Origin of the sequence: Escherichia ruysiae, from assembly GCF_031323975.1 — a bacterium.
GTDB lineage: Bacteria > Pseudomonadota > Gammaproteobacteria > Enterobacterales > Enterobacteriaceae > Escherichia > Escherichia ruysiae.
Map to the genome: position 1 here is coordinate 145,672 of NZ_JAVIWS010000001.1, position 25,315 is coordinate 170,986.

At 51.2% G+C, this 25,315-nt stretch carries 27 protein-coding genes; 15 read left to right on the plus strand and 12 right to left on the minus strand.

Features of this window, described 5'->3' with window-relative positions:
* Positions 1-311: 311 nt before the first annotated feature.
* On the plus strand, positions 312-584 hold the full coding sequence (locus RGV86_RS00825) for a YnjH family protein (protein ID WP_000091758.1): 273 nt from the start codon (positions 312-314) through the stop codon (positions 582-584).
* On the opposite strand, the gene nudG is transcribed toward RGV86_RS00825, so the two are convergent.
* The gene (nudG, locus tag RGV86_RS00830) at positions 544-957 is read right to left on the minus strand and encodes a CTP pyrophosphohydrolase (RefSeq protein ID WP_000781860.1); all 414 of its coding nucleotides are present in this window, start codon (positions 955-957) and stop codon (positions 544-546) included. The genes RGV86_RS00825 and nudG overlap by 41 nt on opposite strands.
* 86 nt (positions 958-1,043) lie before the next feature.
* Between nudG and RGV86_RS00835 the strand changes: the two genes are divergently transcribed.
* Entirely contained in the window at positions 1,044-1,664 is a 621-nt protein-coding gene (locus RGV86_RS00835; protein WP_000886996.1) for a CDP-alcohol phosphatidyltransferase family protein, read from the plus strand.
* 8 nt (positions 1,665-1,672) lie between these two features.
* Here the strand turns inward: RGV86_RS00835 and ynjE are convergent, their stop codons facing one another.
* The 9 genes from ynjE to xthA form a co-directional block, all read right to left on the minus strand.
* A complete protein-coding gene (gene ynjE / locus RGV86_RS00840) occupies positions 1,673-2,980 on the minus strand; it encodes a thiosulfate sulfurtransferase YnjE (RefSeq protein ID WP_085460652.1) in 1,308 nt (435 codons plus the stop codon).
* 66 nt (positions 2,981-3,046) lie between these two features.
* On the minus strand, positions 3,047-3,700 hold the full coding sequence (locus tag RGV86_RS00845; RefSeq protein WP_085460653.1) for an ATP-binding cassette domain-containing protein: 654 nt from the start codon (positions 3,698-3,700) through the stop codon (positions 3,047-3,049).
* The gene (locus tag RGV86_RS00850) at positions 3,700-5,235 is read right to left on the minus strand and encodes an ABC transporter permease family protein (RefSeq protein ID WP_000224949.1); all 1,536 of its coding nucleotides are present in this window, start codon (positions 5,233-5,235) and stop codon (positions 3,700-3,702) included. The genes RGV86_RS00845 and RGV86_RS00850 overlap by 1 nt, the downstream gene beginning before the upstream one ends.
* The gene (locus tag RGV86_RS00855; RefSeq protein WP_085460654.1) at positions 5,208-6,374 is read right to left on the minus strand and encodes an ABC transporter substrate-binding protein; all 1,167 of its coding nucleotides are present in this window, start codon (positions 6,372-6,374) and stop codon (positions 5,208-5,210) included. The genes RGV86_RS00850 and RGV86_RS00855 overlap by 28 nt, the downstream gene beginning before the upstream one ends.
* A gap of 9 nt (positions 6,375-6,383) precedes the next feature.
* Positions 6,384-6,932: a carboxymuconolactone decarboxylase family protein gene (locus tag RGV86_RS00860; protein WP_000524100.1), complete on the minus strand. Its 549-nt coding sequence runs from the start codon at positions 6,930-6,932 to the stop codon at positions 6,384-6,386.
* A complete protein-coding gene (locus RGV86_RS00865; RefSeq protein ID WP_085460655.1) occupies positions 6,932-7,639 on the minus strand; it encodes a TVP38/TMEM64 family protein in 708 nt (235 codons plus the stop codon). The genes RGV86_RS00860 and RGV86_RS00865 overlap by 1 nt, the downstream gene beginning before the upstream one ends.
* 14 nt (positions 7,640-7,653) lie before the next feature.
* Complete coding sequence (gene ydjY, locus RGV86_RS00870) at positions 7,654-8,331, minus strand: lipoprotein YdjY (RefSeq protein WP_085460656.1); 678 nt, start codon at positions 8,329-8,331, stop codon at positions 7,654-7,656.
* Positions 8,332-8,335: 4 nt separating this feature from the next.
* Positions 8,336-9,046 carry a TVP38/TMEM64 family protein gene (locus RGV86_RS00875; protein ID WP_010345873.1) on the minus strand — a complete coding sequence of 237 codons (711 nt, stop codon included), beginning with the start codon at positions 9,044-9,046 and terminating at the stop codon, positions 8,336-8,338.
* 166 nt (positions 9,047-9,212) lie between these two features.
* Positions 9,213-10,019: an exodeoxyribonuclease III gene (gene xthA / locus RGV86_RS00880; RefSeq protein WP_000673949.1), complete on the minus strand. Its 807-nt coding sequence runs from the start codon at positions 10,017-10,019 to the stop codon at positions 9,213-9,215.
* Positions 10,020-10,463: 444 nt separating this feature from the next.
* On the opposite strand from xthA, the gene astC reads away from it, so the two are divergent.
* From astC to ves, 7 genes are all read left to right on the plus strand, one after another.
* Positions 10,464-11,684 (plus strand): succinylornithine/acetylornithine transaminase, encoded by a 1,221-nt coding sequence (gene astC / locus RGV86_RS00885; RefSeq protein ID WP_000082024.1) that lies wholly within the window; start codon positions 10,464-10,466, stop codon positions 11,682-11,684.
* Positions 11,681-12,715, plus strand: a complete 1,035-nt coding sequence (gene astA / locus RGV86_RS00890; RefSeq protein WP_000989448.1) for an arginine N-succinyltransferase — start codon at positions 11,681-11,683, stop codon at positions 12,713-12,715. The genes astC and astA overlap by 4 nt, the downstream gene beginning before the upstream one ends.
* Complete coding sequence (gene astD / locus RGV86_RS00895; protein ID WP_309508429.1) at positions 12,712-14,190, plus strand: succinylglutamate-semialdehyde dehydrogenase; 1,479 nt, start codon at positions 12,712-12,714, stop codon at positions 14,188-14,190. Before astA ends, astD begins: the two co-directional genes overlap by 4 nt.
* The gene (astB, locus tag RGV86_RS00900) at positions 14,187-15,530 is read left to right on the plus strand and encodes an N-succinylarginine dihydrolase (protein WP_085460657.1); all 1,344 of its coding nucleotides are present in this window, start codon (positions 14,187-14,189) and stop codon (positions 15,528-15,530) included. The genes astD and astB overlap by 4 nt, the downstream gene beginning before the upstream one ends.
* A complete protein-coding gene (gene astE / locus RGV86_RS00905; RefSeq protein ID WP_000368470.1) occupies positions 15,523-16,491 on the plus strand; it encodes a succinylglutamate desuccinylase in 969 nt (322 codons plus the stop codon). The genes astB and astE overlap by 8 nt, the downstream gene beginning before the upstream one ends.
* Positions 16,492-16,820: 329 nt before the next feature.
* Positions 16,821-17,306 (plus strand): ATP-independent periplasmic protein-refolding chaperone Spy, encoded by a 486-nt coding sequence (gene spy, locus RGV86_RS00910; protein WP_001228965.1) that lies wholly within the window; start codon positions 16,821-16,823, stop codon positions 17,304-17,306.
* Positions 17,307-17,508: 202 nt separating this feature from the next.
* On the plus strand, positions 17,509-18,084 hold the full coding sequence (gene ves / locus RGV86_RS00915; RefSeq protein ID WP_010345878.1) for an environmental stress-induced protein Ves: 576 nt from the start codon (positions 17,509-17,511) through the stop codon (positions 18,082-18,084).
* Here ves and cho read toward each other — a convergent pair.
* Positions 18,044-18,931 carry an excinuclease Cho gene (gene cho / locus RGV86_RS00920; protein ID WP_085460658.1) on the minus strand — a complete coding sequence of 296 codons (888 nt, stop codon included), beginning with the start codon at positions 18,929-18,931 and terminating at the stop codon, positions 18,044-18,046. The genes ves and cho overlap by 41 nt on opposite strands.
* A 229-nt stretch (positions 18,932-19,160) precedes the next feature.
* Positions 19,161-19,988, minus strand: coding sequence for an NAD(+) synthase (gene nadE / locus RGV86_RS00925; protein WP_000175015.1), 828 nt, complete (start codon positions 19,986-19,988; stop codon positions 19,161-19,163).
* Between the two features lie 200 nt (positions 19,989-20,188).
* On the opposite strand from nadE, the gene osmE reads away from it, so the two are divergent.
* From osmE to celF, 6 genes are all read left to right on the plus strand, one after another.
* Positions 20,189-20,527 (plus strand): osmotically-inducible lipoprotein OsmE, encoded by a 339-nt coding sequence (osmE, locus tag RGV86_RS00930; RefSeq protein WP_001039038.1) that lies wholly within the window; start codon positions 20,189-20,191, stop codon positions 20,525-20,527.
* Positions 20,528-20,827: 300 nt separating this feature from the next.
* A complete protein-coding gene (gene chbB, locus RGV86_RS00935; protein ID WP_000412169.1) occupies positions 20,828-21,148 on the plus strand; it encodes a PTS N,N'-diacetylchitobiose transporter subunit IIB in 321 nt (106 codons plus the stop codon).
* Positions 21,149-21,229: 81 nt separating this feature from the next.
* Positions 21,230-22,588 (plus strand): PTS N,N'-diacetylchitobiose transporter subunit IIC, encoded by a 1,359-nt coding sequence (gene chbC, locus RGV86_RS00940; protein ID WP_000073031.1) that lies wholly within the window; start codon positions 21,230-21,232, stop codon positions 22,586-22,588.
* Positions 22,589-22,638: 50 nt separating this feature from the next.
* On the plus strand, positions 22,639-22,989 hold the full coding sequence (gene chbA, locus RGV86_RS00945; RefSeq protein ID WP_000968919.1) for a PTS N,N'-diacetylchitobiose transporter subunit IIA: 351 nt from the start codon (positions 22,639-22,641) through the stop codon (positions 22,987-22,989).
* Positions 22,990-22,996: 7 nt separating this feature from the next.
* The gene (gene chbR, locus RGV86_RS00950; protein ID WP_000983663.1) at positions 22,997-23,839 is read left to right on the plus strand and encodes a transcriptional regulator ChbR; all 843 of its coding nucleotides are present in this window, start codon (positions 22,997-22,999) and stop codon (positions 23,837-23,839) included.
* A gap of 119 nt (positions 23,840-23,958) precedes the next feature.
* On the plus strand, positions 23,959-25,311 hold the full coding sequence (gene celF, locus RGV86_RS00955; RefSeq protein ID WP_032225306.1) for a 6-phospho-beta-glucosidase: 1,353 nt from the start codon (positions 23,959-23,961) through the stop codon (positions 25,309-25,311).
* Positions 25,312-25,315 lie beyond the last annotated feature (4 nt).

Here is a 25,315-nt window from a genome sequence, read left to right on the forward strand (position 1 = left end):
CCTTATATATTAATGCGATTGTGCTTATGTTGTTTATGTCATGTGCTTTTGCAGTTTTTGACTATACCATCAAGAATGTGACGGTAAGCAAGAAAAAAATGACACCGGAAAGCAAATTAATAATGTGTGGTAGTTATAAAAGTCACCTAATGTCAGGTGCGTTTTATCAGACCTGAAAAAACGGGCGCATTTTCAAGAGTGGAGCGTAGGCGGATAAGGCGTTCACGCCGCATCCGGTAACCAGACGCTAAAGTTTTCCCGCCTGGTTACCGTTATCAGTAGCAGAGGCAACGAAAAATAAGGAGTTTCCTGTGAGTCGAACATTACTCGCCGTAGCGTTGGTATTTCCATTATTTGCGCTGGCTAACCCGCAATACCGTCCGGATGTGGAAGTGAATGTGCCGTCGGAGGTGTTTAGTTCTGGCGGGAAATCGGCGCAGCCCTGTAACCAGTGCTGCGTTTATCAGGATCAAAATTATTCGGAGGGCGCAGTGATTAAAGCGGAGGGGATACTGCTGCAATGCCAGCGGGATGACAAAACCATTAGCACCAATCCGCTGGTCTGGCGGCGCGTAAAGCCATAAACGCATGAAGTAGTGGAATATCAGCAGGAGCCAGCGGATATTGCAATGCTTCCTCTGGCAGACACCAGACCAGCGCCTGATGTTCGTGTGCCTGTAACGTCCCGTGGAAGTCCGGTACGTGCCAGGCATGAAGATGGATAATCCGGCCAGACACTTCCCGCTGATGGCTGGCAACATATTCACCAACCGTTGCGTCAATGCCCAGTTCTTCGCGCAATTCCCGTACCAGCGCCTGTGGCTGACTTTCATCCGCCTCGACTTTGCCACCGGCAAACTCCCATAACCCCGCCTGATCGCTATGGGCGGGGCGTTGTGCGAGTAAAATTTTGCCATCCCTTTCGATAATGGCAGCAACAACTTCAATCATTTTCATAAATTACCCACGGTCGAATACCGGAAAAATGTCATAATATCCGCAGTGTTGCCCGATCAGAAGGGCTTTATATGTAAGGAGTACCTGTGTTAGACCGCCATCTTCATCCGCGAATTAAACCGTTGTTGCATCAGTGTGTGCGGGTTCTTGATAGACCCGGTATAACGCCAGATGGTTTAACGTTAGTGGGGTTTGCCATCGGCGTGCTGGCCTTGCCGTTTCTGGCACTGGGATGGTATCTGGCGGCGCTGATTGCCATTTTGCTCAACAGATTGCTTGATGGACTGGACGGCGCGCTGGCGAGGCGCAGAGGGTTAACTGACGCAGGCGGTTTTCTTGATATTTCTCTCGATTTTCTCTTTTACGCGCTGGTGCCGTTCGGGTTTATTCTCGCCGCACCAGAACAAAACGCGCTGGCCGGAGGCTGGCTGTTGTTTGCGTTTATCGGCACGGGCAGCAGTTTTCTCGCATTTGCTGCGCTGGCGGCGAAACATCAGATTGATAACCCCGGTTATGCGCACAAATCGTTTTACTATCTGGGCGGGTTGACTGAAGGCAGCGAGACGATTTTGCTGTTTGTTTTAAGTTGTCTCTTTCCGGCCTATTTCCCGTGGTTGGCGTGGGTATTTGGCGCGCTGTGCTGGATGACAACATTTACGCGAGTGTGGAGTGGGTATCTGACGCTGAAGTCGCTTCAGCGTCAGTAATTGCCGTGTTATTTGCTACTGTCCGGGGCGCGTTCACCGGTTGCTACCGGATTTTTCGGATCGCTGCTCCATTCATACCAGCCGCCATCGTAAACGGAGACATTCTTCCAGCCCATTGCGCGCGCATACATAAAGGTTTCTGAGGCGCGCCAGCCGGTGCCGCAATAGAACGAGACTTGTTGATCTGGCAGGATATTCCATTCTTTCCACATTGCCGCAACGTCATCTGCAGTACGCATGGTGCCGTCCGGGTTATGGAAATCTTCCATATGCGTTGAATCGCTGCCCGCATGACCCCAACGAGCACCTGGGATATCACCTTTTGGCTTGATGTAGTCATAGCCGCTGGTGGTGCCAATAAATTCAGCCCATGAACGAACGCTTACCAGTGAAGCATCCTGACGATGCAGCAGTCCACGTGCCTGCTCCATATCGAGCATCAGTTGCGGTTGCGCCGGGATCTTCACGCCGAAGTCAGGTTCCGGCTTCACTTTCGGTGGCGTACCGCGCTCAACGGGCAGCCCCGCATCGGACCAGGTTTGCCAGCCGCCGTCCAGAAGGCGTACATCTTTCACGCCTGCGTACAGCATAATCTGCGCCACACGTGCTGCTGCGTAAACGTCTCGCCCGTACAGAATGACCGTGGTGTCATGGCGAATGCCGTGTTTTGCCAGCATCGCTTTCAGTTGCTCATCGGAAACTTTGTTCCACAGCGGTTCGCTTTCAACTTCGTTGGTATCGATGTAGTCAGCGCCGGGAATATGGCTGATAAGGTAAAACTTTGGTGCGCCCCAGGCTGCTTCAATGACTTTCCAGTCACCGGTAGGTTTTGCCGTAACCTCTTTACCTTGTTGCAGGTCATGCAGCCATTGCGGGTAAACCAGTTGCTCAAAGTGCGGCAATTTTTGCAGGCGGGAAGGTTCGCTTAGCGCGTCACTCAGGATGGAGATATGCGTAAAGCCTGCTTTTTGCAGTCGCGTTTTGACGGCTTCGACGTCTTTAGTATTACCGTATAACGCCACTGGCGTATCGGTTTTCAGGTTATGCTGCTTGATCCACTCGTTGAGCTGTTCGGCGCTCATTTTGTCGAGCCAACTTGCAGAAAGGTTTAAGGCGGCAGGTTCATGACCGGAAGGGCCATTTAAAGTTTGTGGCCAGCCGTTATAAAACGCGCTGGGGCGAGTATCTATCGCTTTGCCATTTTGTTGTTGAAGCTGGTCAAGAGTAAGAGGCTTCGCCAGTTCAGCGGCCCACGAAGAAGCGCAAGCCAGCCCTAAAGCCATTGCCAGCGCGGTCATTTGAGAAACACGTTTCATCGAAAATCCCGACATTGTAGTTTTGAGTGCGCCATTCTGAACTGATGTATTGAGAAAAACTTTGCGTTATCGCAGTTTGTTGTAATTTTCTGACCACTGCGCCATATCCAGAACAGAACTATCAGGAGGAACATCCTGGAGATCGTGAGTTACCTGAACGACGGGGATCGCCAGGGCGCGAACTTCGCTGAACACCCACTGGCGAAAATTATCGCGCAGAGCCACATCAAGACGGCTGAACGGTTCATCGAGTAATAATGCTTTGGGTTGGGCGAGAAGGGCGCGTAGCAGAGCTACCCGTGCCCGCTGACCACCAGACAGAGTTGTCGGATCCTGATGGAAAGTATCACCAAGTCCCGCACGCTCAAGCGCATCATTCACGGCATTGCGCCTTGCAACACCTTTTAGTGTCGCCGGTAGCGCCAGCAGCAAATTTTGCCCGACGCTGAACTGGTCAAATAGCAGCGCATCCTGGAAAAGGATACCAATCTGGCGCTGTGCAGTCGGCAGGCTATCGAGGCGTTGCTCATTGAGCCAAAGCTCACCTGTACAAGAAAACTGCCCGGACAGCGCGCCAATCATCCAGGAAAACAGCGTAGATTTCCCACAGCCAGACGGCCCCATTAACGTGACAATGTCACCTTTAGTGACCGTAAAGTTGACGTCCTTTAGTAAGCAGGTTCCTGGCAAACGTAGCGAAACATCTTTCACGCAGAGCATTAGCGGAGTCCTTGTCTGACATAACCTACCCATTTTGCAAGCAGGGCGGTCAGGGCAAAAATAATAAGCGGTAATAGCAGTTGCCATAAAGCCTGGGTGGCGAGAATACCGTTGCTGCCGCCGCTGCTTAACGCCACCGCTTCTGTCGTCAGCGTCGGGAAACGTCCCGCACCGAGCCACAGCGTCGGCATATATTGCGCAATACTCACTGAAAATCCGACAGCGAATGCAATTAGCGCAGGGCGTAGCATAAGAGGACATTTCACGTAAAAGAAGATTTTGGCACGCGACCAGCCTAGCGTCTGCGCAATTAAAATTAACCGTGAGTCAATACGCCGCCAGGCAGGTTGCAGGATAAACAGCATCCACGGCATCACCCACAACAGATGCCCCCAGACCACCGCCGTCCAGCTACCATCCAGATTCAACCATAATGCCAGCGTGTACTGGCCTGCCACTAATGGCAGTGCCGGTAATAAAATGGGCAACAATAACCACAACTGGCGACGCTGTGGCCCCCATTCCAGCCATAGCAGTAACAGGATCAAAGCGATGAACGTCGCTACCAGTCCCATCGTCAGGCTATTGAGCAGCGCCACGTGATTGTTAGTCGACTGATCTGCGAGGATCGCCAGCAGAACCACACAGAGCACACCGGTTAAGGGTAAAAACCACGCCAGCGTATAGCCGGGCAGTAAAGGCGCAGCCGGCTTGCGAACGCCATCTTCACGGGGAATGGTGTGCCGCCAGGTGCGCCATAACAGATAGCCCAGCAAAACACAGGCGGCGAGTAACAGCATCAGCAGCAGGCTGGCGAGCGCGCCTTTCATTTGTTGATCGGTGTCGCCCTGGGTTAACCACTGCCAGCTTATTACTGCCAGCGTCGGTGGATTACCTGGCCCGAGGATAATTGCCACATCCACGACCGACAGCGTCCATGCGACAATTGCCAGCATCGCCATTGCCAGCGCAGGAGCGGCGGAGGGCAACAGCAGCCAGTTCAGGGATTGCCAGCGGCTGTAGCCCAGTGAATCCATCACTATAACCTGCTGTAGCAGCCGTTTTTCACTTAGCGCGGCTGACAAGATCCATAGCAGAAATGCGCTTTCTTTCACCGCCAGAGTGAAACCCAGCCCAATACCCAATTTGTCCATTGGTGGAGTGAAATACGGGAAATAGTCGTAAAGCAGACCGCCGTCAGCAAAGAGCAGAAGGGCGCTGGTGGCAAAAGCCACGTGGGGAATGGCGAGCAGCCACGGCAGACGGGCGCACATACGCAGCCATTTTGCGCCAGGCCACAGCGCCACAATCACCAGCAGGGCAATCAACAGCGCCCCGACCGCCGCGATAGTCGTCGAAACCAGCGTCGCCAGTAATGCCTGCGGTAACTGCGGGTCGGCAAATAACGCCTGCCAGTGCGTCAGCGACAAGGCTGGCGCTATCAGCGTGAAAGCAGCAGGGATCAGCGGTGCATAAATCACCGCCACCATCGCCCACAGCAAAAAGATTAATGCGTACCGTAACGGCGTAGCCATTCTTGTTCCAGCGCATTTACCCAACCCGCGTGCGGTTCAGCCAGTACCGGTGGCAGCTCCTGCGGCATTCTTGATTGCAATGTTTCACGCTGCGTGTCAGGCAGTTTTTGTGGATCGAGAACCGAAGGATCGCCCCAGATAGCAGGATCTGCTTTACGCAGTTGCGCATCGGGTGAGAGCAGGAAGTTGGCGACAACTTTCGCCGCAGCACTGGCATTCGCGTTGGCAGGAATGGTGACGAAATGCACGTTGCCAATCATCCCCTCGCTAAAGCCGAAGCTGTAACTGCTTGCTGGCAAATCGTCGCTGGCTATTTTTTGTTGGGCATGAGCGGGGTTAAAGGTTAGCGACAGGCGCAATGTACCGGCTTTTAGTAGGGCATCCATCCGTGCAGGCGAGGGCGGAAAATCCTTTCCTTCGCGCCACAAATACGGATGCAGTGCATCAAGATATTGCCACAAGGGCGCAGTGATCCGGGCGAAAGTCGCATCGTTCGGCGCTGCTTTTAATGCGTCGGGGTCTGGCGTCAGCATAATCAGCAACTGTTCCAGAAACGCCGTGCCTGTGAAGTCTGGTGGGCGCGGATAAGTAACCGTGCCGGGATTGGCTTTGGCAAACTCCAGCAATGCTTGCGGCGTTTGTGGTGGCTGTGGCGTAACATCGCGGCGGGCGATAAACGTCAGTTGTGCGCCACCCCACGGAGATTCTGCACCTTCGACAGGTACAGAAAAATCTTCCCGTACCGGCAGTTGCGTATCGACGTAATGCCAGTTGGGTAGAGTCTCCGCCCAGCCCGTTTGTAATAAATTGGCCTCTTTTAAGGTGCGGAAGTTTTCGCCGTTCACCCAGAGCAGATCCACCGAACCGCCTGTTTTGCGCCCGGCTGCGGCTTCGGTCTGAATGCGTTTTACTGCGTCTGCGGCATCCGCCAGACGGACAATCTTCAGGTTTATAGCGTAATGGGTTTTCATCTCGCCGCTAACCCAGTCGAGATAGCGGTTAATTGCGGTATCGCCGCCCCAGGCGTTAAACCAGACGGTTTGCCCTTTGGCGTCGTTTTTGATTTCCTGCCAGTCACTGGCATGTGTTGCCAAAGAAAACAGCGATAACAATCCCAGCAACCACACACAATGGCGCATCATCTCTCCTTAAGAACGTTTTTCAGGAATACGGCACAGCCCCTGAGCGGGAATGTCCATGGCAGAGTTAAAACGGGCTGACAGATTTTGCAGGCCGATCAATGCTGTCAGCTCGGTGAGCGCCTGAGCGTCAAAATGGGCAGCCAGTCGGGTACGCAGGGCATCATCGACCGTTGGCGGTGTAACGCTCGCGGCTTCGGCGTATTCCAGCGCCAGCCGCTCCTCATCGCTGAACAGCGGGCTTTGCCGCCAGTCAGCCACCGCCAGCAGTTTGTCAGTGCTGCCGGTACGCTCCGCGACTTTCATACTGGTGATATCTACGCAAAATTCACACAGACACATTTGTGCAATGCGTGCGCTGACAAGCGATCGCACCACCGGATCGAGCGGTGAGCGTTTGCGCTCCAGCCAGCCGACAAACATCGACACCAGATAAAAGATAAACGGAATTCTCCCCCACCAGCGAATAGGACTTAGCACCTCGCCATAATGGCGACGATGCAGCCACGCCTGCGGACGTAAAATCAAAGGAATTTTGCTAAGCGGCGGTAAACCCATCAGGCATTCCTCTTCTGGCGTTCAAGCCATATTTTTTTCGCCATAAATATCACCACGGTCAGGGCAAACAGAATAAACAGCCCGGTGACAAACCAGAATGTGCCTCCCGTTAACATGCTGCCCGCCCAGGAATAGACGATGGTTGCGGGTAGCTGACCAAGCCCGGTGGCGATAAAAAACGAGCGAAAACGTATTGAAGTCAATCCGGCAGCATAGCTGATAGGATCGAAAGGGACAAAAGGCAATAACCGACATACCAGGATGGTGTGTTTGCCGTAGCGAGTAAAAAAGCCGTCCATGCTGTTAAGCACGGTTTTGCCGGTTAACTTTTCCACCACTTCGCGGCCCATCACTCTGGCGATAAAAAAGCACAGCGCCGCGCCCGCCATCGAACTGGTCCAAGACAGCAAGCCGCCCCAGAATGCGCCAAACAGCGACGCATTGGCAAAGGTTATCAAAAACGCAGGCAGCGGCGCGGCAATGGCCTGTAAGATCATCAAGAAGAACGAGACCACAGCCGCTTGTGTGCCGTAAGACTGAATAAAGCGTTCTATACCCTGTTGATCGACGGCGGCAAACGCCGCAACGCTGCGATTGATAAACTCATGGGCGCCAGGAAGCAGCGCCCATGCCAGCAGCGAAGCGATCAACAGGATGATGATGGTGGCACGGTAGTACCAGATTTTACGCGATTGCATTTTCATCATCCTTTATCCTGGTTTTATTCGGCGATTTTAAAGGTAACCGTTGCCAGCGTGTTATCTGCCGGGAGAACCGACGCATTACCTTTGAATTGCACTTCACCGCGTTTTTCCACTGCCCCATAAGTGTATGTCGCATTGCTGACGATACCGACCGGGCAGCTATCGAGACACACCAGGCAGCCAGTTTTCTTCTCTTCTGCCGCTGCTAAATTACCGCCAAAGCGCATGTCCAGTTTCTTGCCATTGCTATCGACAATCACTTCATCAAAGGAATACGCTTTTGCCGCCCCTTGCCAGTTGACCGAAATATCCAGTTTGCTGCCTGTGACATGAGTCGTTTCTTTATTATCCATCGTCATGTTTTCGCCCGGTGTACCACCGGCCTGTTTCAGGGCTTCATAAAATGCTTTCGGGGTCGCATAACCCATAAACAGCGATTTATGTCCGTTGGAGCCATCTTTAAACACAATGCCGTGGCGGGTATCGTCTGTCAGAAAACGGCCATTAATTTGCACTAACATGGTGACCGTATGGTTATTGGCATCGACACGCAGTGGCTGGCTGGCGGAAAGCCCGTCGTATTCCACTTTTGCTCCGGTGTTCTCTTTTTGATCGCAGCCACTAAGCCCTGCGGCTGCCAGTAAACACAGTGCAGCCAGTCCTTTTTTCCATGACGCTGAATAATGTTGCAACATCGTTCTATCCTTCATTTTTGGGGTGAGTTAGTGGGCTGCGGCGCGAAGCAGACAGATCCACGTGTTTGTGTCGGGCGTAGAGTCTGGCGAACTGGACGAGAATAAACAGCGCCAGTCCTGCCAGACAGAGTTTTAAAATAAAGCGCAGCGTAATGCCTTCACTGGCGAGATCGCTTGCCATTACGGTATAAATTACTATTCCGGGCAGAGTAGTTAATGCCGAAATAAGGGTATAAGGCCAGAAGGAGATGGCGGTTAATCCATAAGCATAATTTTGAATATTGTAAGGAAATAGCGGGATTAAGCGGGTCAAAATAAGAAAATCGATACCGTTACGCGTAATACCTTTTTCTATGGCCTGGAAAGTGTGGCTATGACCAACGTATTTCAGCAGTAAATCACGCCCCAGCCAGCGCGCCAACAGGAAGGAGCATGATGAGGCCAGCGTGGCGGCAATTAGTGAAAGAAACGTCCCTAAGAGCGGGCCAAAGACTATTCCACCGGCGATCACCAGTATGCTACCCGGCAACAGAAAGAGGGTGGCGATGATGAATAACAGAATATAGAGGCTATAACCGAAAAATCCGCTCTGGCGAATGAGTGTCTGCAAGTGGGGTAAATCGGTGAGCAGATCGAATAAACCGAAAGTGTGGATAGCGTAAATGACCAGCGCAAAAATAAGGCAGGCAAAAAGAAATTTACGCTCAGCGTTCATCGTGGAGTTTCCTATATCAAACTTGATAATAGAGAAGTGGTCAGACAACTAAAAACGCAGTGACGGTATAACAAAGGACGGCAGGCAACAAATCATTACTGACAGTTTGTTGATTTTTCTCAAGGTTAATTCTCCTGACCCAGAGCGAGTCAGGAGAACAGAGAAATTAGCGGCGGAAGGTCGCCCACACCGGGGCGTGATCTGACGGTTTTTCCATACTGCGGATTTCATAATCAATGCCGGTTTCTACGCAGCATTCCGCCAACGGCTGGCTGGCGAGCAGCAGGTCAATGCGCAGACCACGGTTATCATCAAAACCTTTTGAGCGGTAATCAAACCACGAGAAGCGATCTGCCGTTTCCGGGTTCGCATGGCGGAAAGTATCCACCAGACCCCAGTTAATCAGTCTCTCCATCCATTCGCGTTCTTCCGGCAGGAAAGAGCATTTACCGGTACGCAGCCAGCGTTTGCGGTTCTCTTCACCAATGCCGATATCGAGGTCGGTGGGGCTGATATTCATATCGCCCATAATCAGCACCGGATTGTCACGCTTGAGTTCGGTTTCCAGGTAGTTTTGCAGGTTCTGATAGAACTGCGCTTTCGCCGGGAATTTAATCGGATGGTCACGGCTTTCGCCCTGCGGGAAGTAACCGTTGATTACGGTGACATTACCCAGCGGCGAGGGAATTTCCGCCATAATAATTCGTCGTTGAGCCTCTTCGCCGTCGCCGGGGAAGCCGCGACGCACAGTAATCGGCGTCTCTTTGGTCAGCAGCGCCACGCCATAATGGCCTTTCTGCCCGTGGTAAAAGACGTTGTAGCCAAGCTTTGCCACTTGTTCGAGCGGAAACATATCATCATGAACTTTTGTCTCCTGCAGACCAATAACATCCGGTTGGTGCTTTTCGACGATGGCTTCAAGCTGGTGTGGTCTGGCGCGCAGACCGTTGATATTAAAAGAGACAAATTTCATAGTCGCTGCCATTTATTCAGATAAAGAGTGCGTGGATGTTAGCAGAAATTCGCCGCGCTTACTGCCTGTTGTTAAGTGATTTGATCGATGGTTGTTAATGATGCCAACGATGGCGCAAAAAATGCCCGTTTTTGGTGCGGCTGCGTCAGAATGGCGCAGTAATTTCCAGTAAATTTCGTCAACGATCACAATTCCAGAATTATATTTTACTTCTGCATAACATTTCGTTTTTTATTCTTTTTATTCATCAGTATCGCAAACGTATTCACTTTATATGCACTTCAGGTGCATATCGCTGGGTTGTAACGCCTTGATTTCCAGTTAACTGCCGCCGTTTATGCACTTTTACCACTGGCTGGCACGAACCCTGCAATCTACATTTACAGCGTAATCGTCACTTATTATTAACATATAAATAACTATTTATTTACTGTAGGGGTCGCTATGTCTCAGCCAATTACGCGTGAAAATTTTGATGAATGGATGATACCTGTTTACGCTCCGGCACCGTTTATTCCGGTACGTGGCGAAGGTTCGCGCTTGTGGGATCAGCAGGGGAAAGAGTATATCGACTTCGCGGGTGGCATTGCAGTGAACGCACTGGGTCATGCGCATCCGGAACTGCGGGAGACGCTGAACGAGCAGGCGAGTAAGTTCTGGCATACCGGTAATGGTTACACCAACGAGCCGGTATTACGGCTGGCGAAAAAGCTCATTGACGCGACGTTTGCCGATCGCGTGTTCTTTTGTAACTCCGGCGCGGAGGCTAACGAAGCGGCGCTGAAGCTGGCGCGCAAATACGCTCACGACCGCTACGGTAGCCATAAGAGCGGCATCGTGGCGTTTAAAAATGCTTTCCACGGGCGCACGCTGTTTACCGTTAGTGCGGGCGGGCAGCCAGCCTATTCACAGGATTTCGCGCCACTGCCGCCGGATATCCGCCACGCCGCGTATAACGATATTAATTCTGCCAGTGCGCTGATTGACGACTCCACCTGCGCGGTGATCGTCGAGCCAGTACAGGGCGAAGGCGGCGTGGTGCCAGCCAGCAAGGCATTTTTGCAGGGATTGCGTGAGTTATGCGATCGCCACAATGCATTGCTGATTTTCGATGAGGTACAAACCGGCGTCGGGCGCACCGGTGAACTGTATGCCTATATGCACTACGGGGTGACGCCCGATCTGCTGACCACCGCTAAAGCCCTGGGCGGCGGTTTCCCGATTGGTGCGCTGCTGGCAACCGAAGAGTGCGGCCGGGTGATGACCGTTGGCACTCACGGCACCACTTATGGTGGTAATCCGCTGGCCTCGGCGGTGGCGGGTAAAGTGCTTGATCTCATCAACACGCCAGAGATGCTTACTGGTGTCAAACGGCGTCACGACTGGTTTGTTGAGCGTCTTAATACCATTAATCATCGCTGCGGTTTGTTCAGTGAAATTCGCGGATTAGGTCTGTTGATTGGCTGTGTGCTGAATGCGGATTACGCCGGACAAGCGAAACTGATCTCTCAGGAGGCGGCGAAAGCAGGCGTGATGGTGCTGATTGCGGGTGGCAACGTGGTGCGTTTTGCACCGGCGCTCAACGTCAGCGAAGAAGAGGTGACAACCGGCCTGGATCGCTTTGCCGCTACTTGCGAACACTTTGTTAGCCGGGGTTCATCATGATGGTCATCCGTCCCGTTGAGCGTACCGATGTCGCAGCCTTAATGCAGCTTGCAGGTAAAACGGGCGGTGGCCTGACGTCACTCCCTGCCAATGAAGCCACGCTTTCGGCGCGTATCGACAGATCCATTAAAACCTGGCAGGGCGAATTACCCGAAAGCGAGCAAGGTTATGTGTTCGTGCTGGAAGAGAGCGAGACAGGCACCGTGGCGGGTATTTGTGCCATTGAGGTGGCTGTCGGGCTGAACGATCCCTGGTACAACTATCGCGTCGGTACGCTGGTTCACGCTTCGAAAGAGTTGAATGTCTATAACGCGCTACCGACGCTGTTTCTCAGTAATGATCACACCGGAAGCAGTGAGTTATGCACGCTGTTTCTCGACCCGGAGTGGCGCAAAGAGGGCAATGGCTATTTGCTGTCGAAATCGCGCTTTATGTTTATGGCGGCTTTTCGTGACAAGTTTAACGACAAAGTGGTCGCCGAAATGCGCGGCGTGATTGACGAACACGGCTATTCGCCGTTCTGGCAAAGCCTCGGTAAACGCTTCTTTTCGATGGATTTTAGCCGCGCTGATTTTCTCTGCGGTACTGGTCAAAAGGCGTTTATCGCTGAACTGATGCCAAAACATCCGATCTATACGGACTTTTTATCCCAGGAAGCACAGGACGTTATCGGCCAGGTGCATCCGCAAACAGCCCCCGCGCGTGCGGTGCTGGAAAAAGAAGGTTTTCGCTACCGTAACTATATCGATATCTTCGACGGTGGGCCGACGCTGGAGTGTGACATCGACCGCGTTCGCGCCATCCGCAAAAGTCGGCTGGTGGAAGTAGCGGAAGGGCAGCCAGCGCAGGGGGATTTCCCGGCCTGTCTGGTCGCCAATGAAAATTATCACCATTTCCGCGTGGTACTGGTGCGTGCCGATCCGGCAACCCAGCGTTTGATTTTAACCGCCGCACAACTGGACGCTCTCAAGTGCCACGCCGGGGAACGCGTTCGTCTGGTGCGCCTGTGCGCAGAGGAGAAAACAACATGACTTTATGGATCAACGGCGACTGGGTGACGGGGCAGGGCGCACTTCGCGTGAAGCATAATCCGGTATCGGGCGACGTATTATGGCAAGGCAATGATGCCGATGCCGCTCAGGTGGAGCTGGCTTGTCGTGCTGCACGCGCCGCGTTTCCGCGTTGGGCGCGGCTCTCCTTTGGCGATCGTCAGGTAAGAGTTGAACGCTTTGCCGGACTGCTGGAAAGCAATAAAGCCGAATTAACGGCGATTATTGCCAGAGAAACGGGTAAGCCGCGCTGGGAAGCGGCAACCGAAGTGACGGCGATGATTAATAAAATCGCGATATCAATCAAGGCGTATCACGTGCGCACGGGCGAGCAGCGCAGCGAAATGCCAGACGGTGCGGCGAGTTTGCGCCATCGCCCGCACGGCGTACTGGCCGTGTTTGGACCGTACAATTTCCCAGGGCATTTGCCGAACGGGCATATCGTTCCGGCGCTGCTGGCAGGCAACACAATTATCTTTAAACCCAGCGAACTGACACCGTGGAGTGGCGAGGTGGTAATGTGCTTATGGCAGCAGGCAGGCTTGCCGTCGGGGGTGTTGAATCTGGTGCAGGGTGGGCGCGAAACGGGTCAGGCGCTGAGTGCGCTGGAAGACCTCGACGGTTTGCTGTTCACCGGCAGCGCCAACACGGGCTACCAGTTGCATCGCCAGCTTTCTGGTCAGCCGGAAAAAATCCTCGCCCTTGAAATGGGCGGCAATAACCCGCTGATTATTGATGACGTGGCGGATATCGACGCCGCAGTGCATCTGACTATTCAGTCAGCATTTGTCACTGCCGGGCAACGCTGCACTTGCGCCCGCCGTTTAATGCTTAAACGCGGGGCGCAGGGCGATGCGTTCCTTGCTCGCCTGGTTGCCGTCAGCCAGCGGTTAACGCCAGGTAACTGGGATGACGAACCACAGCCATTTATTGGCGGGCTGATATCAGAGCAGGCCGCGCAGCAGGTTGTTTCTGCCTGGCAGGAACTGGAAGCAATGGGGGGACGAACGCTGCTTGCACCACGCTTACTGCGCGCAGGAACATCGTTGCTGACGCCGGGGATCATCGAAATGACGGGCATTGCTGGCGTGCCGGATGAAGAAGTGTTTGGGCCGCTATTGCGCGTCTGGCGTTATGACACCTTTGATGAGGCGATTAAGATGGCGAATAACACTCGCTTTGGCCTCTCTTGCGGGCTGGTGTCACCGGAGCGGGAAAAGTTCGATCAACTGTTACTGGAAGCGCGGGCGGGGATCGTCAACTGGAACAAACCGCTTACCGGCGCTGCCAGTACTGCACCATTCGGTGGCGTTGGCGCTTCCGGCAACCACCGACCAAGTGCCTGGTACGCCGCTGATTATTGTGCCTGGCCGATGGCAAGTCTTGAATCATCTTCATTAACGCTGCCCACTACGCTTAATCCCGGGCTTGATTTTTCCGATGAGGTGGTGCCATGAACGCCCGGGAAGTGAATTTCGACGGGCTGGTGGGGCTGACGCATCATTACGCGGGGCTGTCGTTTGGCAATGAAGCCTCTACCCGCCACCGTTTTCAGGTGTCTAACCCGCGACTGGCGGCGAAACAGGGCTTACTGAAAATGAAAACCCTTGCTGATGCGGGATTCCCGCAGGCGGTGATCCCGCCGCACGAGCGACCGTTTATCCCGGTTTTGCGTCAACTGGGATTTAGCGGCAGCGATGAACACGTTCTGGAAAAGGTTGCCCGTCAGGCTCCGCACTGGCTTTCCAGCGTCAGTTCCGCTTCGCCAATGTGGGTAGCGAATGCAGCCACGGTAGCGCCATCCGCTGATACGCTGGATGGCAAAGTGCATCTGACCGTCGCCAACCTGAACAACAAATTTCACCGTTCGCTGGAAGCGCCCGTCACCGAGTCGCTGTTAAAAGCGATTTTTAACGATGAAGAGAAGTTCACCGTTCATTCTGCTCTGCCGCAGGTGGCGATGCTGGGGGATGAGGGGGCGGCAAACCACAATCGGCTCGGTGGTAACTATGGTGATCCGGGTATACAGGTTTTCGTCTATGGCCGAGAAGAGGGCAATGGCACGCGACCTTCCCGTTATCCGGCGCGGCAAACCCGCGAAGCCAGTGAGGCGGTCGCCAGGTTGAATCAGGTGAATCCGCAGCAGGTGATTTTCGCCCAGCAAAATCCGGACGTCATCGACCAGGGGGTTTTTCATAATGATGTCATTGCGGTGAGCAACCGCCAGGTGCTGTTTTGCCATCAGCAGGCGTTCGCCCACCAGGCGCAATTACTGGCAAACCTGCGCGCGCGGGTGAACGGTTTTATGGTGATAGAAGTTCCGGCGGCACAGGTTTCCGTAGCGGATGCTGTCTCGACTTATCTGTTTAACAGCCAGTTACTGAGCCGTGATGATGGTTCGATGGTGTTGGTGCTGCCACAGGAGTGTCGGGAACATGCTGGAGTATGGCGTTATCTCAATGAATTGCTTGCTGCCGATAACCCGATAAGCGAGCTGAAAGTTTTTGATTTACGCGAAAGCATGGCAAACGGCGGAGGCCCGGCGTGCCTGCGGTTGCGTGTGGTGCTGACGGCAGAAGAATATCAGACGGTAAACCCGGCTGTGATGATGAACGATACCTTGTTTAATACGCTCAATGACTGGGTGGATCGCTACTATCGCGATCGTCTTACTGCCGCCGATCTTGCCGACCCGCAATTGCTGCGTGAAGGAAGGGAAGCCCTGGATTCGCTGACCCGTTTACTGAATCTCGGTTCGGTTTATCCGTTTCAGCGTGAGGGAGGGAGCAATGGATAATTTTCTTGCCCTGACCTTAACGGGCAAAAAACCAGCCATGAGTGAGAGGGAAAGCAACGGTATTCGCTGGCGCTGGCTGGGTGATGGTGTGCTGGAACTGACGCCGTTAACGCCACCGCAAGGTGCGCTGGTGATTTCTGCGGGAATACACGGTAATGAAACCGCGCCGGTAGAAATGCTTGATGCTTTGCTTGGCGCGATTCTCCACGGCGAGATCCCTCTACGCTGGCGGTTACTGGCGATCCTTGGAAATCCCCCGGCGCTGAAGCAAGGAACACGTTATTGCCATAGTGATATGAATCGCATGTTTGGCGGACGCTGGCAGCGATTTGCCGAAAGCGGCGAAACGTGCCGTGCGCGCGAACTGGAACAGTGTCTGGAAGATTTTTATGAACAGGGTAAAGAGTCTGTCCGCTGGCATCTTGATCTGCATACCGCGATTCGTGGTTCGTATCACCCACGGTTTGGTGTTTTACCGCAACGTAATATTCCCTGGGACGAAAACTTTCTGACATGGCTGGGTGCGGCAGGGCTGGAGGCATTGGTGTTTCACCAGGCGCCGGGGGGCACGTTTACCCATTTTAGTGCCGAACATTTCGGTGCACTGGCGTGTACGCTGGAACTTGGTAAAGCATTGCCATTTGGCAAAAACGATCTTCGCCAGTTTTCACCCACCGCCAGCGCGATTGCTGCGCTGTTATCTGGCGTGAGTGTCGGTACTGAGAGAAAGTCGCCGCTACGCTATCGGGTCGTTTCGCAAATTACCCGCCACTCATCATCCTTCGAACTGCATATGGCAAGCGAGACGCTGAACTTCACGCCGTTTAAGAAAGGAACGTTGTTGGCGCAGGATGGTGAGGAACACTTTACTGTGACTCATGATGTTGAGTATGTGTTATTCCCTAATCCATTGGTGGCGACGGGATTACGTGCGGGATTAATGCTGGAAAAAATAACCTAATACTTGCCCGCAGAAATCATTCTGCGGGTATTTACTGGCTTTTTAATGAAATAATGCGGATTAATCCTGGTTATTTGCTTTATTTATCACCAGTCATCAGGTATAGTTCTTCATAATTTCTGCAAAATCAGTGTGTTGTAATATTTCATCATCACTCTCCATCAAATTTTCTTTTTTTCTCCATAATTGGCGCAAAAGTGTTTTTTACACTTTCATTGTTTTACCGTTGCTCTGATTAATTGACGCTAAAGTCAGTAAAGTTAATCTCGTCAACACGGCACGCTACTTAAGAAAGCCGTAATAAATAACTGAAAGGAAGGATATAGAATATGCGTAAATTAACTGCACTGTTTGTTGCCTCTACCCTGGCTTTTGGCGCGGCTAACCTGGCCCATGCCGCCGATACCACTACTGCAGCACCGGCTGACGCGAAGCCGATGATGCACCATAAAGGTAAATTCGGTCCGCATCACGACATGATGTTTAAAGATCTGAACCTGACCGACGCGCAGAAACAGCAGATTCGCGAAATCATGAAAGGTCAGCGTGACCAGATGAAACGCCCGCCGCTGGAAGAACGCCGCGCAATGCATGACATTATTGCCAGCGATACCTTCGACAAAGCGAAAGCTGAAGCGCAGATCGCAAAAATGGAAGAACAGCGCAAAGCTAACATGCTGGCGCACCTGGAAACCCAGAACAAGATTTATAACATCCTGACGCCGGAGCAGAAAAAGCAATTTAATGCTAATTTTGAGAAGCGTCTGACAGAACGCCCTGCGGCAAAAGGTAAAATGCCTGCAACTGCTGAATAATCTTTCAGCCTGACAACTTAAGACCGCCGGTCTTGTCCACTACCTTGCAGCAATGCGGTGGACAGGATCGGCGGTTTTCTTTTCTGTTCTTCAACTTTTGCAAAAAAAGTCTAATCACCACTAAGGTAAATCACCCGAGTTGCCGATAACAATCCACGGTTGCCTGAACGATAACAATGAAAAGAGCATGCCGGGAGCGAGTATGGAATACTTTGATATGCGTAAAATGTCGGTGAACCTGTGGCGAAACGCTGCCGGTGAAACTCGTGAAATCTGTAGCTTTCCTCCGGCAAAACGTGATTTTTACTGGCGTGCCAGCATTGCTTCCATTGCGGCAAATGGTGAGTTTTCTTTGTTTCCGGGAATGGAAAGGAGCGTGACGCTGCTGGAAGGCGGTGAGATGCTCCTTGAAAGCACTAACCGTTTTAGCCATACCTTAAAACCGCTACAGCCTTTTGCTTTCGCTGCGGATCAGGTGGTAAAAGCGAAACTGACTGAAGGTCAGATGTCGATGGATTTCAACATTATGACGCGCCTTGATGCCTGTAAGGCGAAAGTCAGAATTGCCGATCGCACGTTCACCACTTTTGGCTCACGCGGTGGGGTGGTGTTTGTAATTAGCGGAGCGTGGCAACTAGGCGACAAGCTGTTGACTACCGACCAGGGCGCGTGCTGGTACGACGGAAGGCACACCCTGCGGCTTTTGCAACCGCAAGGCAAACTGCTGTTCAGTGAAATTAACTGGCTGGCAGGCTATTCACCGGATCAAGTTCAGTAATTTCATAGTTACCGGAAAGCAGAGGTTTACAGAGGATTTTATAACCGTCGTGATCAAACCCGGCTGGTGTGCGAATTAACGTTGCTGCCTCTTCCGGCGAATTAACGGCACCCAGCCACAGCCAGTTATGAATAATATGATATTGCGTCATTTCCGGATGCTGTTCTTTCAGCGCCACCGCACCTCGCCATGGCCAACAAACAACCCGCAAACGCTCCAGAGACTGACGCAAACGTAGCGCATGAGCGTCATGGCTCTCTTTACCGCAGCACGCCCCGGCGCAACGTTTTAGCGCCGAACGAAAACAAGCGCGCCCGCGACTTAACGGTTCCAGCCCGAGCAAGCCATAACAAAGTTTTTGTTCATCGGCGATGGTCTGTAATGCTTGTAAAGCCGCACGACGGTTGGCAAACAGGCCGAATAAGTTTGCTGCGGCAGAAAAATCCACGTCTTTGGCATACACCACATCGACACGCTTTTCATTCAGTTGCAGGGCACAGAGCTGGCGATTACGGCGCAAGCGTTTATTAAACAGTGGCTGTTGTTCTTTAATTAATCGCGCTTCAAGGAGTAGCGCACCGATTTCGCCTGCGGTGCAGATCCAGCTAATTCGCCGGGATTGCCGCAGCATGGCGGCTTCATCCGGAGTGCGTAAATGAGAAAGCACCCGGCTGCGGATATTAACGCTTTTGCCGATATAGAGCGGCATGGTGTCACTTTCGCCATGAAACAGATACACCCCTGGTCGGGTGGGTAAGTCATTAAGGAATGAACGTAAATGTTCGGGATATTCGTAGATTGCCGCCGCTTCAAATTCTGGCCGCAGGGAAGTTAAACGCCGTACCACTGTTGACTCCAGGTGCTGGTTATCTATCCAGTGTAACAGGCGGGAAACGATTAAAAAAGAGGCGGGTCGATGACAAAAGTAATACCGCCTGATGCGCTACGCTTATCATGCCGACTCGCCCCCTGCAATGAATTGAATTTGCGAAGTTTTGTAGGTCGAATAAGGCGTTCACGCCGCATCCGGCATGAACAAAGTACGTTTTTGCGTACAAGCCATTATGTGCAAATTATTACTTTTTCCAGAAATCATCGAAAACGGTAATTGGCGGACGGCGTTTATGTTCGGTTTTCAGATACCAGTTTTCTATTGTTCTGGCGACCTGTTCGGGCACGGCTTTCCCTTCCAGATAGTCATCAATGTTGTCATAAGTGACGCCAAGCGCCACTTCATCCGGCAGGGAAGGGCGGTCATCTTCCAGATCGGCGGTGGGTGCTTTCTTATAGAGATGTTCCGGGCAACCTAATGCCGCCAGTAACTGTTTACCCTGACGCTTGTTCAGACGGTATAGCGGGTTAATGTCAGTACCACCGTCACCGTATTTAGTAAAGAATCCGGTAATGGCTTCTGCCGCATGATCGGTGCCAACCACGACGCCGTTGGTCATGCCTGCAATGCTGTATTGCGCTTTCATCCGCTCACGCGCTTTTTCATTGCCGCGAACGAAATCGCTTAATTCAATACCTGCTTCGCGCAGCGCCTGTTCGCTGGCCAATACCGCGCCCTTGATATTCACGGTTAATACGCGATCCGGTTGAATAAAAGCAATGGCGTCCTGACAATCCTGTTCATCAGCCTGAACACCGTAGGGCAGGCGCACGGCAATGAATTGCAGTGCCTCGTTGCCCGTTTCCTGACGAAGCTCGTTAATTGCCATTTGACACAGTTTCCCGGCAAGAGTGGAGTCCTGACCACCACTAATACCAAGTACGAGTGATTTAATGAACGGATAGGTTTGCAGATAGCTTTTCAGAAAATCGATGCTGCGGCGAATTTCCTCTTCGGCATTAATCTGCGGTTTTGCGCCCAGCGCCTTTATTATTTGTTGTTGCAATGTCATTGAACCCCTCCAGACAGAAAAATAAAACTTCCTTAAAGCTAACCCGTTGCTACTGAAACGACAAGCGACAGCAGGTTGAATGGCGGTTAAAACGTCATACAGGAATCCTCTGAAAGCGGAGCCGTTTCGTTCACAGGCTTGAAAAAGCCCCCGATGTGTTCCAGGCTTATCTAACACGCTGATAAACAAGAGGACGGAATATGAACAAGAATATGGCAGGAATTCTGGGTGCAGCGGCGGTATTAACCATGCTGGCAGGTTGTACGGCGTATGATCGTACCAAAGACCAGTTTGTACAGCCTGTGGTGAAAGACGTCAAAAAAGGCATGAGCCGGGCGCAGGTTGCACAAATTGCGGGTAAACCTTCGTCTGAAGTGAGCATGATCCATGCTCGTGGTACTTGCCAGACCTATATCCTGGGTCAACGTGATGGTAAAGCAGAAACCTATTTTGTCGCCTTAGATGATACCGGACATGTTATCAACTCTGGCTATCAGACCTGTGCCGAATACGACACCGATCCACAAGCAGCGAAGTAATTTCTTCGCCTGAAAGCTTGAGTTACACCGGAAACCGGCCATTGCGCCGGTTTTTATTTGCCCCGTGTTCTTATTTATTGTCGCGAATTATTTAACCGAAATGTGAAGGAGGTCATAACAACAGGTCAAGGAGAGACAATTTGTATGGTCAAAGAAATACTATCGTTCAGGTCAATACCGTATACTCTTTTCAGCCACCAAAAAAAGTCATGTTGGTTTCGCAAGTTACCCAGAGCATGGAAGCAGGTGAAGGCTTGCGGAGTGTCTGGCTGACAGATAATCGTTGATGAGGGCAGTTTTATGGAAAAGAAACACATTTATCTGTTTTGTTCTGCGGGCATGTCTACCTCTTTACTGGTATCAAAAATGCGCGCACAGGCAGAAAAATATGAAGTTCCGGTCATTATTGAAGCATTTCCGGAAACACTGGCGGGTGAAAAAGGTCAGAATGCCGATGTCGTGTTATTAGGGCCGCAGATTGCTTATATGTTGCCCGAAATCCAGCGTTTGTTACCCAACAAACCCGTTGAAGTCATTGATTCACTGTTATATGGCAAAGTCGATGGTTTAGGCGTGCTTAAGGCTGCAGTTGCAGCAATTAAAAAAGCCGCAGCAAATTAATTTTTAAATTTTTCCGTCAAAGAGTTATTTCATAAATCTATACCGCAATACTTTAATTGCGGTTTTTAAGGGTATTTTTCTATGAGTAATGTTATTGCATCGCTTGAAAAGGTACTCCTCCCTTTTGCAGTCAAAATAGGAAAACAGCCACACGTTAATGCAATCAAAAACGGTTTTATTCGCTTAATGCCGTTAACCCTTGCGGGGGCCATGTTTGTATTAATCAATAATGTTTTTCTGAGCTTTGGGGAGGGGTCGTTTTTTTACTCCTTAGGTATTCGCCTCGACGCTTCAACCATTGAAACACTTAATGGCCTGAAAGGTATTGGCGGAAACGTATACAACGGAACATTAGGGATTATGTCTCTAATGGCGCCGTTTTTTATCGGTATGGCGCTGGCAGAAGAGCGTAAAGTCGATGCGCTCGCGGCAGGGTTGTTATCCGTTGCGGCATTTATGACCGTCACGCCTTATAGTGTCGGTGAAGCTTACGCGGTCGGCGCTAATTGGTTAGGTGGCGCGAATATCATCTCCGGGATTATTATCGGCCTGGTGGTGGCAGAAATGTTTACCTTTATTGTCCACCGCAACTGGGTGATTAAATTACCCGACAGTGTACCGACATCGGTCTCACGTTCTTTCTCAGCATTAATTCCCGGCTTTATTATTCTTTCTGTGATGGGGATTATTGCCTGGGCGTTGAATACCTGGGGCACTAACTTCCATCAGATTATTATGGATACCATCTCGACGCCGCTGGCATCGTTGGGTAGCGTGGTCGGCTGGGCGTATGTGATCTTTGTTCCGCTGCTGTGGTTCTTCGGTATTCACGGCGCACTGGCGCTGACCGCGCTGGACAACGGCATTATGACGCCGTGGGCGCTGGAAAACATCGCCACCTATCAACAATATGGCTCCGTCGAAGCGGCGCTGGCAGCCGGTAAGACCTTCCATATCTGGGCCAAGCCGATGCTGGACTCCTTTATTTTCCTCGGTGGCAGCGGTGCAACCTTAGGCCTGATCCTGGCTATCTTTATCGCTTCTCGCCGTGCTGATTATCGTCAGGTGGCAAAACTGGCGCTGCCGTCGGGCATCTTCCAGATTAACGAACCGATTCTGTTTGGCTTGCCGATTATCATGAACCCGGTGATGTTTATCCCGTTTGTTCTGGTGCAACCGATTCTGGCGGCAATTACTCTGGCGGCGTACTACATGGGCATCATCCCACCGGTGACAAACATTGCACCGTGGACCATGCCAACCGGTCTGGGAGCCTTCTTTAATACTAACGGTAGCGTCGCCGCATTGCTGGTCGCACTCTTCAACCTTGGCATCGCAACGCTGATATATCTGCCATTTGTCGTGGTGGCAAACAAAGCGCAGAACGTGATTGATAAAGAAGAGAGCGAAGAAGATATTGCTAACGCCCTGAAATTTTAATCGATGCCGGCACGGGCAATCGTGCCGGTAAGAATAGAGAGGAACGATGTATGATGGATCTCGATAATATTCCTGATACGCAAACGGAAGCTGAGGAACTGGAAGAAGTGGTGATGGGGCTTATCATCAACTCCGGACAAGCGCGCAGCCTGGCGTATGCGGCGCTGAAGCAGGCGAAGCAGGGTGATTTTGCAGCGGCAAAAGCCATGATGGATCAGTCGCGGATGGCCTTGAATGAAGCGCATCTGGTACAGACGAAACTGATTGAAGGCGACGCGGGCGAAGGCAAGATGAAAGTGAGTCTGGTGCTGGTTCACGCCCAGGACCATTTAATGACTTCCATGCTTGCACGTGAACTGATTACCGAATTAATTGAGCTTCATGAAAAACTGAAGGCATAAGGAGTCGATGATGCAGCCAGTGATTAATGCGCCGGAAATTGCCACTGCCCGTGAACAGCAGTTGTTTAATGGCAAAAATTTCCATGTGTTTATCTACAATAAAACGGAAAGTATTACTGGATTGCATCAGCATGACTATTATGAATTTACCCTGGTTTTAACTGGTCGTTATTTCCAGGAGATTAACGGTAAGCGCGTGTTGCTGGAACGGGGCGATTTTGTTTTTATTCCGTTAGGATCACACCATCAAAGTTTTTATGAGTTTGGTGCCACGCGCATATTGAACGTTGGGATCAGTAAACGTTTTTTTGAACAGCATTATTTGCCGTTGTTGCCTTATTGCTTTGTTGCTTCACAGGTTTACCGAACTAATAATACTTTTCTTACCTATGTGGAAACTGTGATTTCTTCATTGAATTTCAGCGAAACCGGTCTGGAAGAATTTGTTGAGATAGTCACTTTTTATGTCATTAACCGTTTACGTCATTACCGCGAAGAACAGGTTATTGATGATGTGCCACAGTGGTTAAAAAGTACGGTTGAAAAGATGCATGATAAAGCGCAGTTCAGTGAAAATGCGCTGGAAAATATGGTGATGTTATCGGCTAAATCGCAGGAGTATTTGACGCGTGCGACTCAGCGATATTATGGCAAAACGCCGATGCAGATTATTAATGAAATCCGCATTAACTTTGCCAAAAAACAACTGGAAATGACCAACTATTCTGTGACTGATATTGCATTTGAAGCCGGTTATAGTAGCCCAAGCCTGTTTATTAAAACGTTTAAGAAACTAACATCTTTTACACCAAATAGTTATCGTAAGAAATTGACTGAATTTAATCAGTAGCTATTGTCACTGATCATTAAATTTACATGCGTGCCTTATTTATCCTGGGGAGACCGGGATATTCCTGACGTAGAGGCAGGTATGAAGAATATCAGTATTTCCTGATGAAGGGAGAAATTATGAGCCAGAAATTAAAAGTCGTCACTATTGGTGGCGGGAGTAGTTATACCCCGGAACTGCTGGAAGGGTTTATTAAGCGTTATCACGAATTGCCAGTGACTGAATTATGGCTGGTGGATGTCGAAGGTGGTAAGGCAAAACTGGATATTATCTTTGATCTCTGCCAGCGAATGATCGATAACGCTGGTGTACCGATTAAACTTTATAAAACGCTTGATCGTCGTGAGGCGCTGAAAGGGGCTGATTTTGTCACTACCCAACTGCGCGTAGGTCAATTACCAGCACGCGAACTGGATGAACGTATTCCGTTAAGTCATGGTTATCTTGGCCAGGAAACTAATGGTGCGGGTGGCCTGTTTAAAGGTCTGCGCACCATTCCTGTGATTTTTGACATCGTAAAAGATGTCGAAGAACTTTGTCCGAATGCGTGGGTGATCAACTTCACTAACCCGGCGGGAATGGTCACTGAAGCGGTTTATCGTCATAGCGGATTTAAACGCTTTATCGGCGTATGTAATATTCCGATTGGCATGAAAATGTTTATCGGCGATGTTTTAGCCTTGAATGAGAACGATGATTTATCTATCGATCTGTTCGGCCTGAACCACATGGTGTTTATTAAGGATGTGTTGGTAAATGGCAAATCACGTTTTGCCGAATTGCTCGACGGCGTGGCGTCAGGGCAGTTAAAAGCGTCTGGCGTAAAAAACATTTTCGATCTGCCGTTTAGCGAAGGCTTAATTCGGGCACTGAACCTGTTGCCGTGTTCCTATTTGCTTTATTACTTCAAGCAAAAAGAGATGCTGGCGATTGAAATGGGTGAGTATTACAAAGGCGGCGCGCGTGCGCAGGTGGTACAGAAAGTCGAGAAGCAACTCTTTGATCTGTATAAAAACCCGGATCTGAAAGTGAAACCGAAAGAGCTGGAGCAGCGCGGTGGAGCTTATTACTCTGATGCAGCGTGCGAAGTCATTAACGCTATCTACAACGACAAGCAAACGGAACATTACGTTAATATCCCGCATCATGGGCATATTGATAATATTCCGGCAGACTGGGCGGTAGAAATGACCTGCACGCTGGGGCGCGATGGCGCGACTCCACATCCGCGCATTACGCATTTCGATGACAAAGTGATGGGGCTGATTCACACCATCAAAGGCTTCGAGATTGCGGCCAGCAACGCAGCACTTAGCGGGGAATTTAACGATGTGTTACTGGCGCTAAACCTTAGCCCGTTGGTGCATTCCGATCGCGATGCTGAGTTGCTGGCGCGTGAGATGATTCTGGCGCATGAGAAATGGCTGCCAAATTTTGCCGACTGCATAGCAGAACTCAAAAAAGCACATTAACCGG

Excerpts from the sequence above, each read along its gene's own strand:
- RGV86_RS00860 (WP_000524100.1), bottom strand. The coding sequence starts at position 6,932 with ATGGGTTTACCGCCGCTTAGCAAAATTCCTTTGATTTTACGTCCGCAG.
- RGV86_RS00845 (WP_085460653.1), bottom strand. The coding sequence starts at position 3,700 with ATGCTCTGCGTGAAAGATGTTTCGCTACGTTTGCCAGGAACCTGCTTA.
- RGV86_RS00865 (WP_085460655.1), bottom strand. The coding sequence starts at position 7,639 with ATGATGAAAATGCAATCGCGTAAAATCTGGTACTACCGTGCCACCATC.
- chbR (WP_000983663.1), top strand. The coding sequence starts at position 22,997 with ATGATGCAGCCAGTGATTAATGCGCCGGAAATTGCCACTGCCCGTGAA.
- chbA (WP_000968919.1), top strand. The coding sequence starts at position 22,639 with ATGATGGATCTCGATAATATTCCTGATACGCAAACGGAAGCTGAGGAA.
- ydjY (WP_085460656.1), bottom strand. The coding sequence starts at position 8,331 with ATGTTGCAACATTATTCAGCGTCATGGAAAAAAGGACTGGCTGCACTG.
- xthA (WP_000673949.1), bottom strand. The coding sequence starts at position 10,019 with ATGAAATTTGTCTCTTTTAATATCAACGGTCTGCGCGCCAGACCACAC.
- RGV86_RS00850 (WP_000224949.1), bottom strand. The coding sequence starts at position 5,235 with ATGGCTACGCCGTTACGGTACGCATTAATCTTTTTGCTGTGGGCGATG.
- RGV86_RS00855 (WP_085460654.1), bottom strand. The coding sequence starts at position 6,374 with ATGCGCCATTGTGTGTGGTTGCTGGGATTGTTATCGCTGTTTTCTTTG.
- celF (WP_032225306.1), top strand. The coding sequence starts at position 23,959 with ATGAGCCAGAAATTAAAAGTCGTCACTATTGGTGGCGGGAGTAGTTAT.
- chbB (WP_000412169.1), top strand. The coding sequence starts at position 20,828 with ATGGAAAAGAAACACATTTATCTGTTTTGTTCTGCGGGCATGTCTACC.
- astE (WP_000368470.1), top strand. The coding sequence starts at position 15,523 with ATGGATAATTTTCTTGCCCTGACCTTAACGGGCAAAAAACCAGCCATG.
- chbC (WP_000073031.1), top strand. The coding sequence starts at position 21,230 with ATGAGTAATGTTATTGCATCGCTTGAAAAGGTACTCCTCCCTTTTGCA.
- nadE (WP_000175015.1), bottom strand. The coding sequence starts at position 19,988 with ATGACATTGCAACAACAAATAATAAAGGCGCTGGGCGCAAAACCGCAG.
- astC (WP_000082024.1), top strand. The coding sequence starts at position 10,464 with ATGTCTCAGCCAATTACGCGTGAAAATTTTGATGAATGGATGATACCT.
- ynjE (WP_085460652.1), bottom strand. The coding sequence starts at position 2,980 with ATGAAACGTGTTTCTCAAATGACCGCGCTGGCAATGGCTTTAGGGCTG.
- astD (WP_309508429.1), top strand. The coding sequence starts at position 12,712 with ATGACTTTATGGATCAACGGCGACTGGGTGACGGGGCAGGGCGCACTT.
- RGV86_RS00875 (WP_010345873.1), bottom strand. The coding sequence starts at position 9,046 with ATGAACGCTGAGCGTAAATTTCTTTTTGCCTGCCTTATTTTTGCGCTG.
- osmE (WP_001039038.1), top strand. The coding sequence starts at position 20,189 with ATGAACAAGAATATGGCAGGAATTCTGGGTGCAGCGGCGGTATTAACC.
- spy (WP_001228965.1), top strand. The coding sequence starts at position 16,821 with ATGCGTAAATTAACTGCACTGTTTGTTGCCTCTACCCTGGCTTTTGGC.
- astB (WP_085460657.1), top strand. The coding sequence starts at position 14,187 with ATGAACGCCCGGGAAGTGAATTTCGACGGGCTGGTGGGGCTGACGCAT.
- astA (WP_000989448.1), top strand. The coding sequence starts at position 11,681 with ATGATGGTCATCCGTCCCGTTGAGCGTACCGATGTCGCAGCCTTAATG.
- ves (WP_010345878.1), top strand. The coding sequence starts at position 17,509 with ATGGAATACTTTGATATGCGTAAAATGTCGGTGAACCTGTGGCGAAAC.
- nudG (WP_000781860.1), bottom strand. The coding sequence starts at position 957 with ATGAAAATGATTGAAGTTGTTGCTGCCATTATCGAAAGGGATGGCAAA.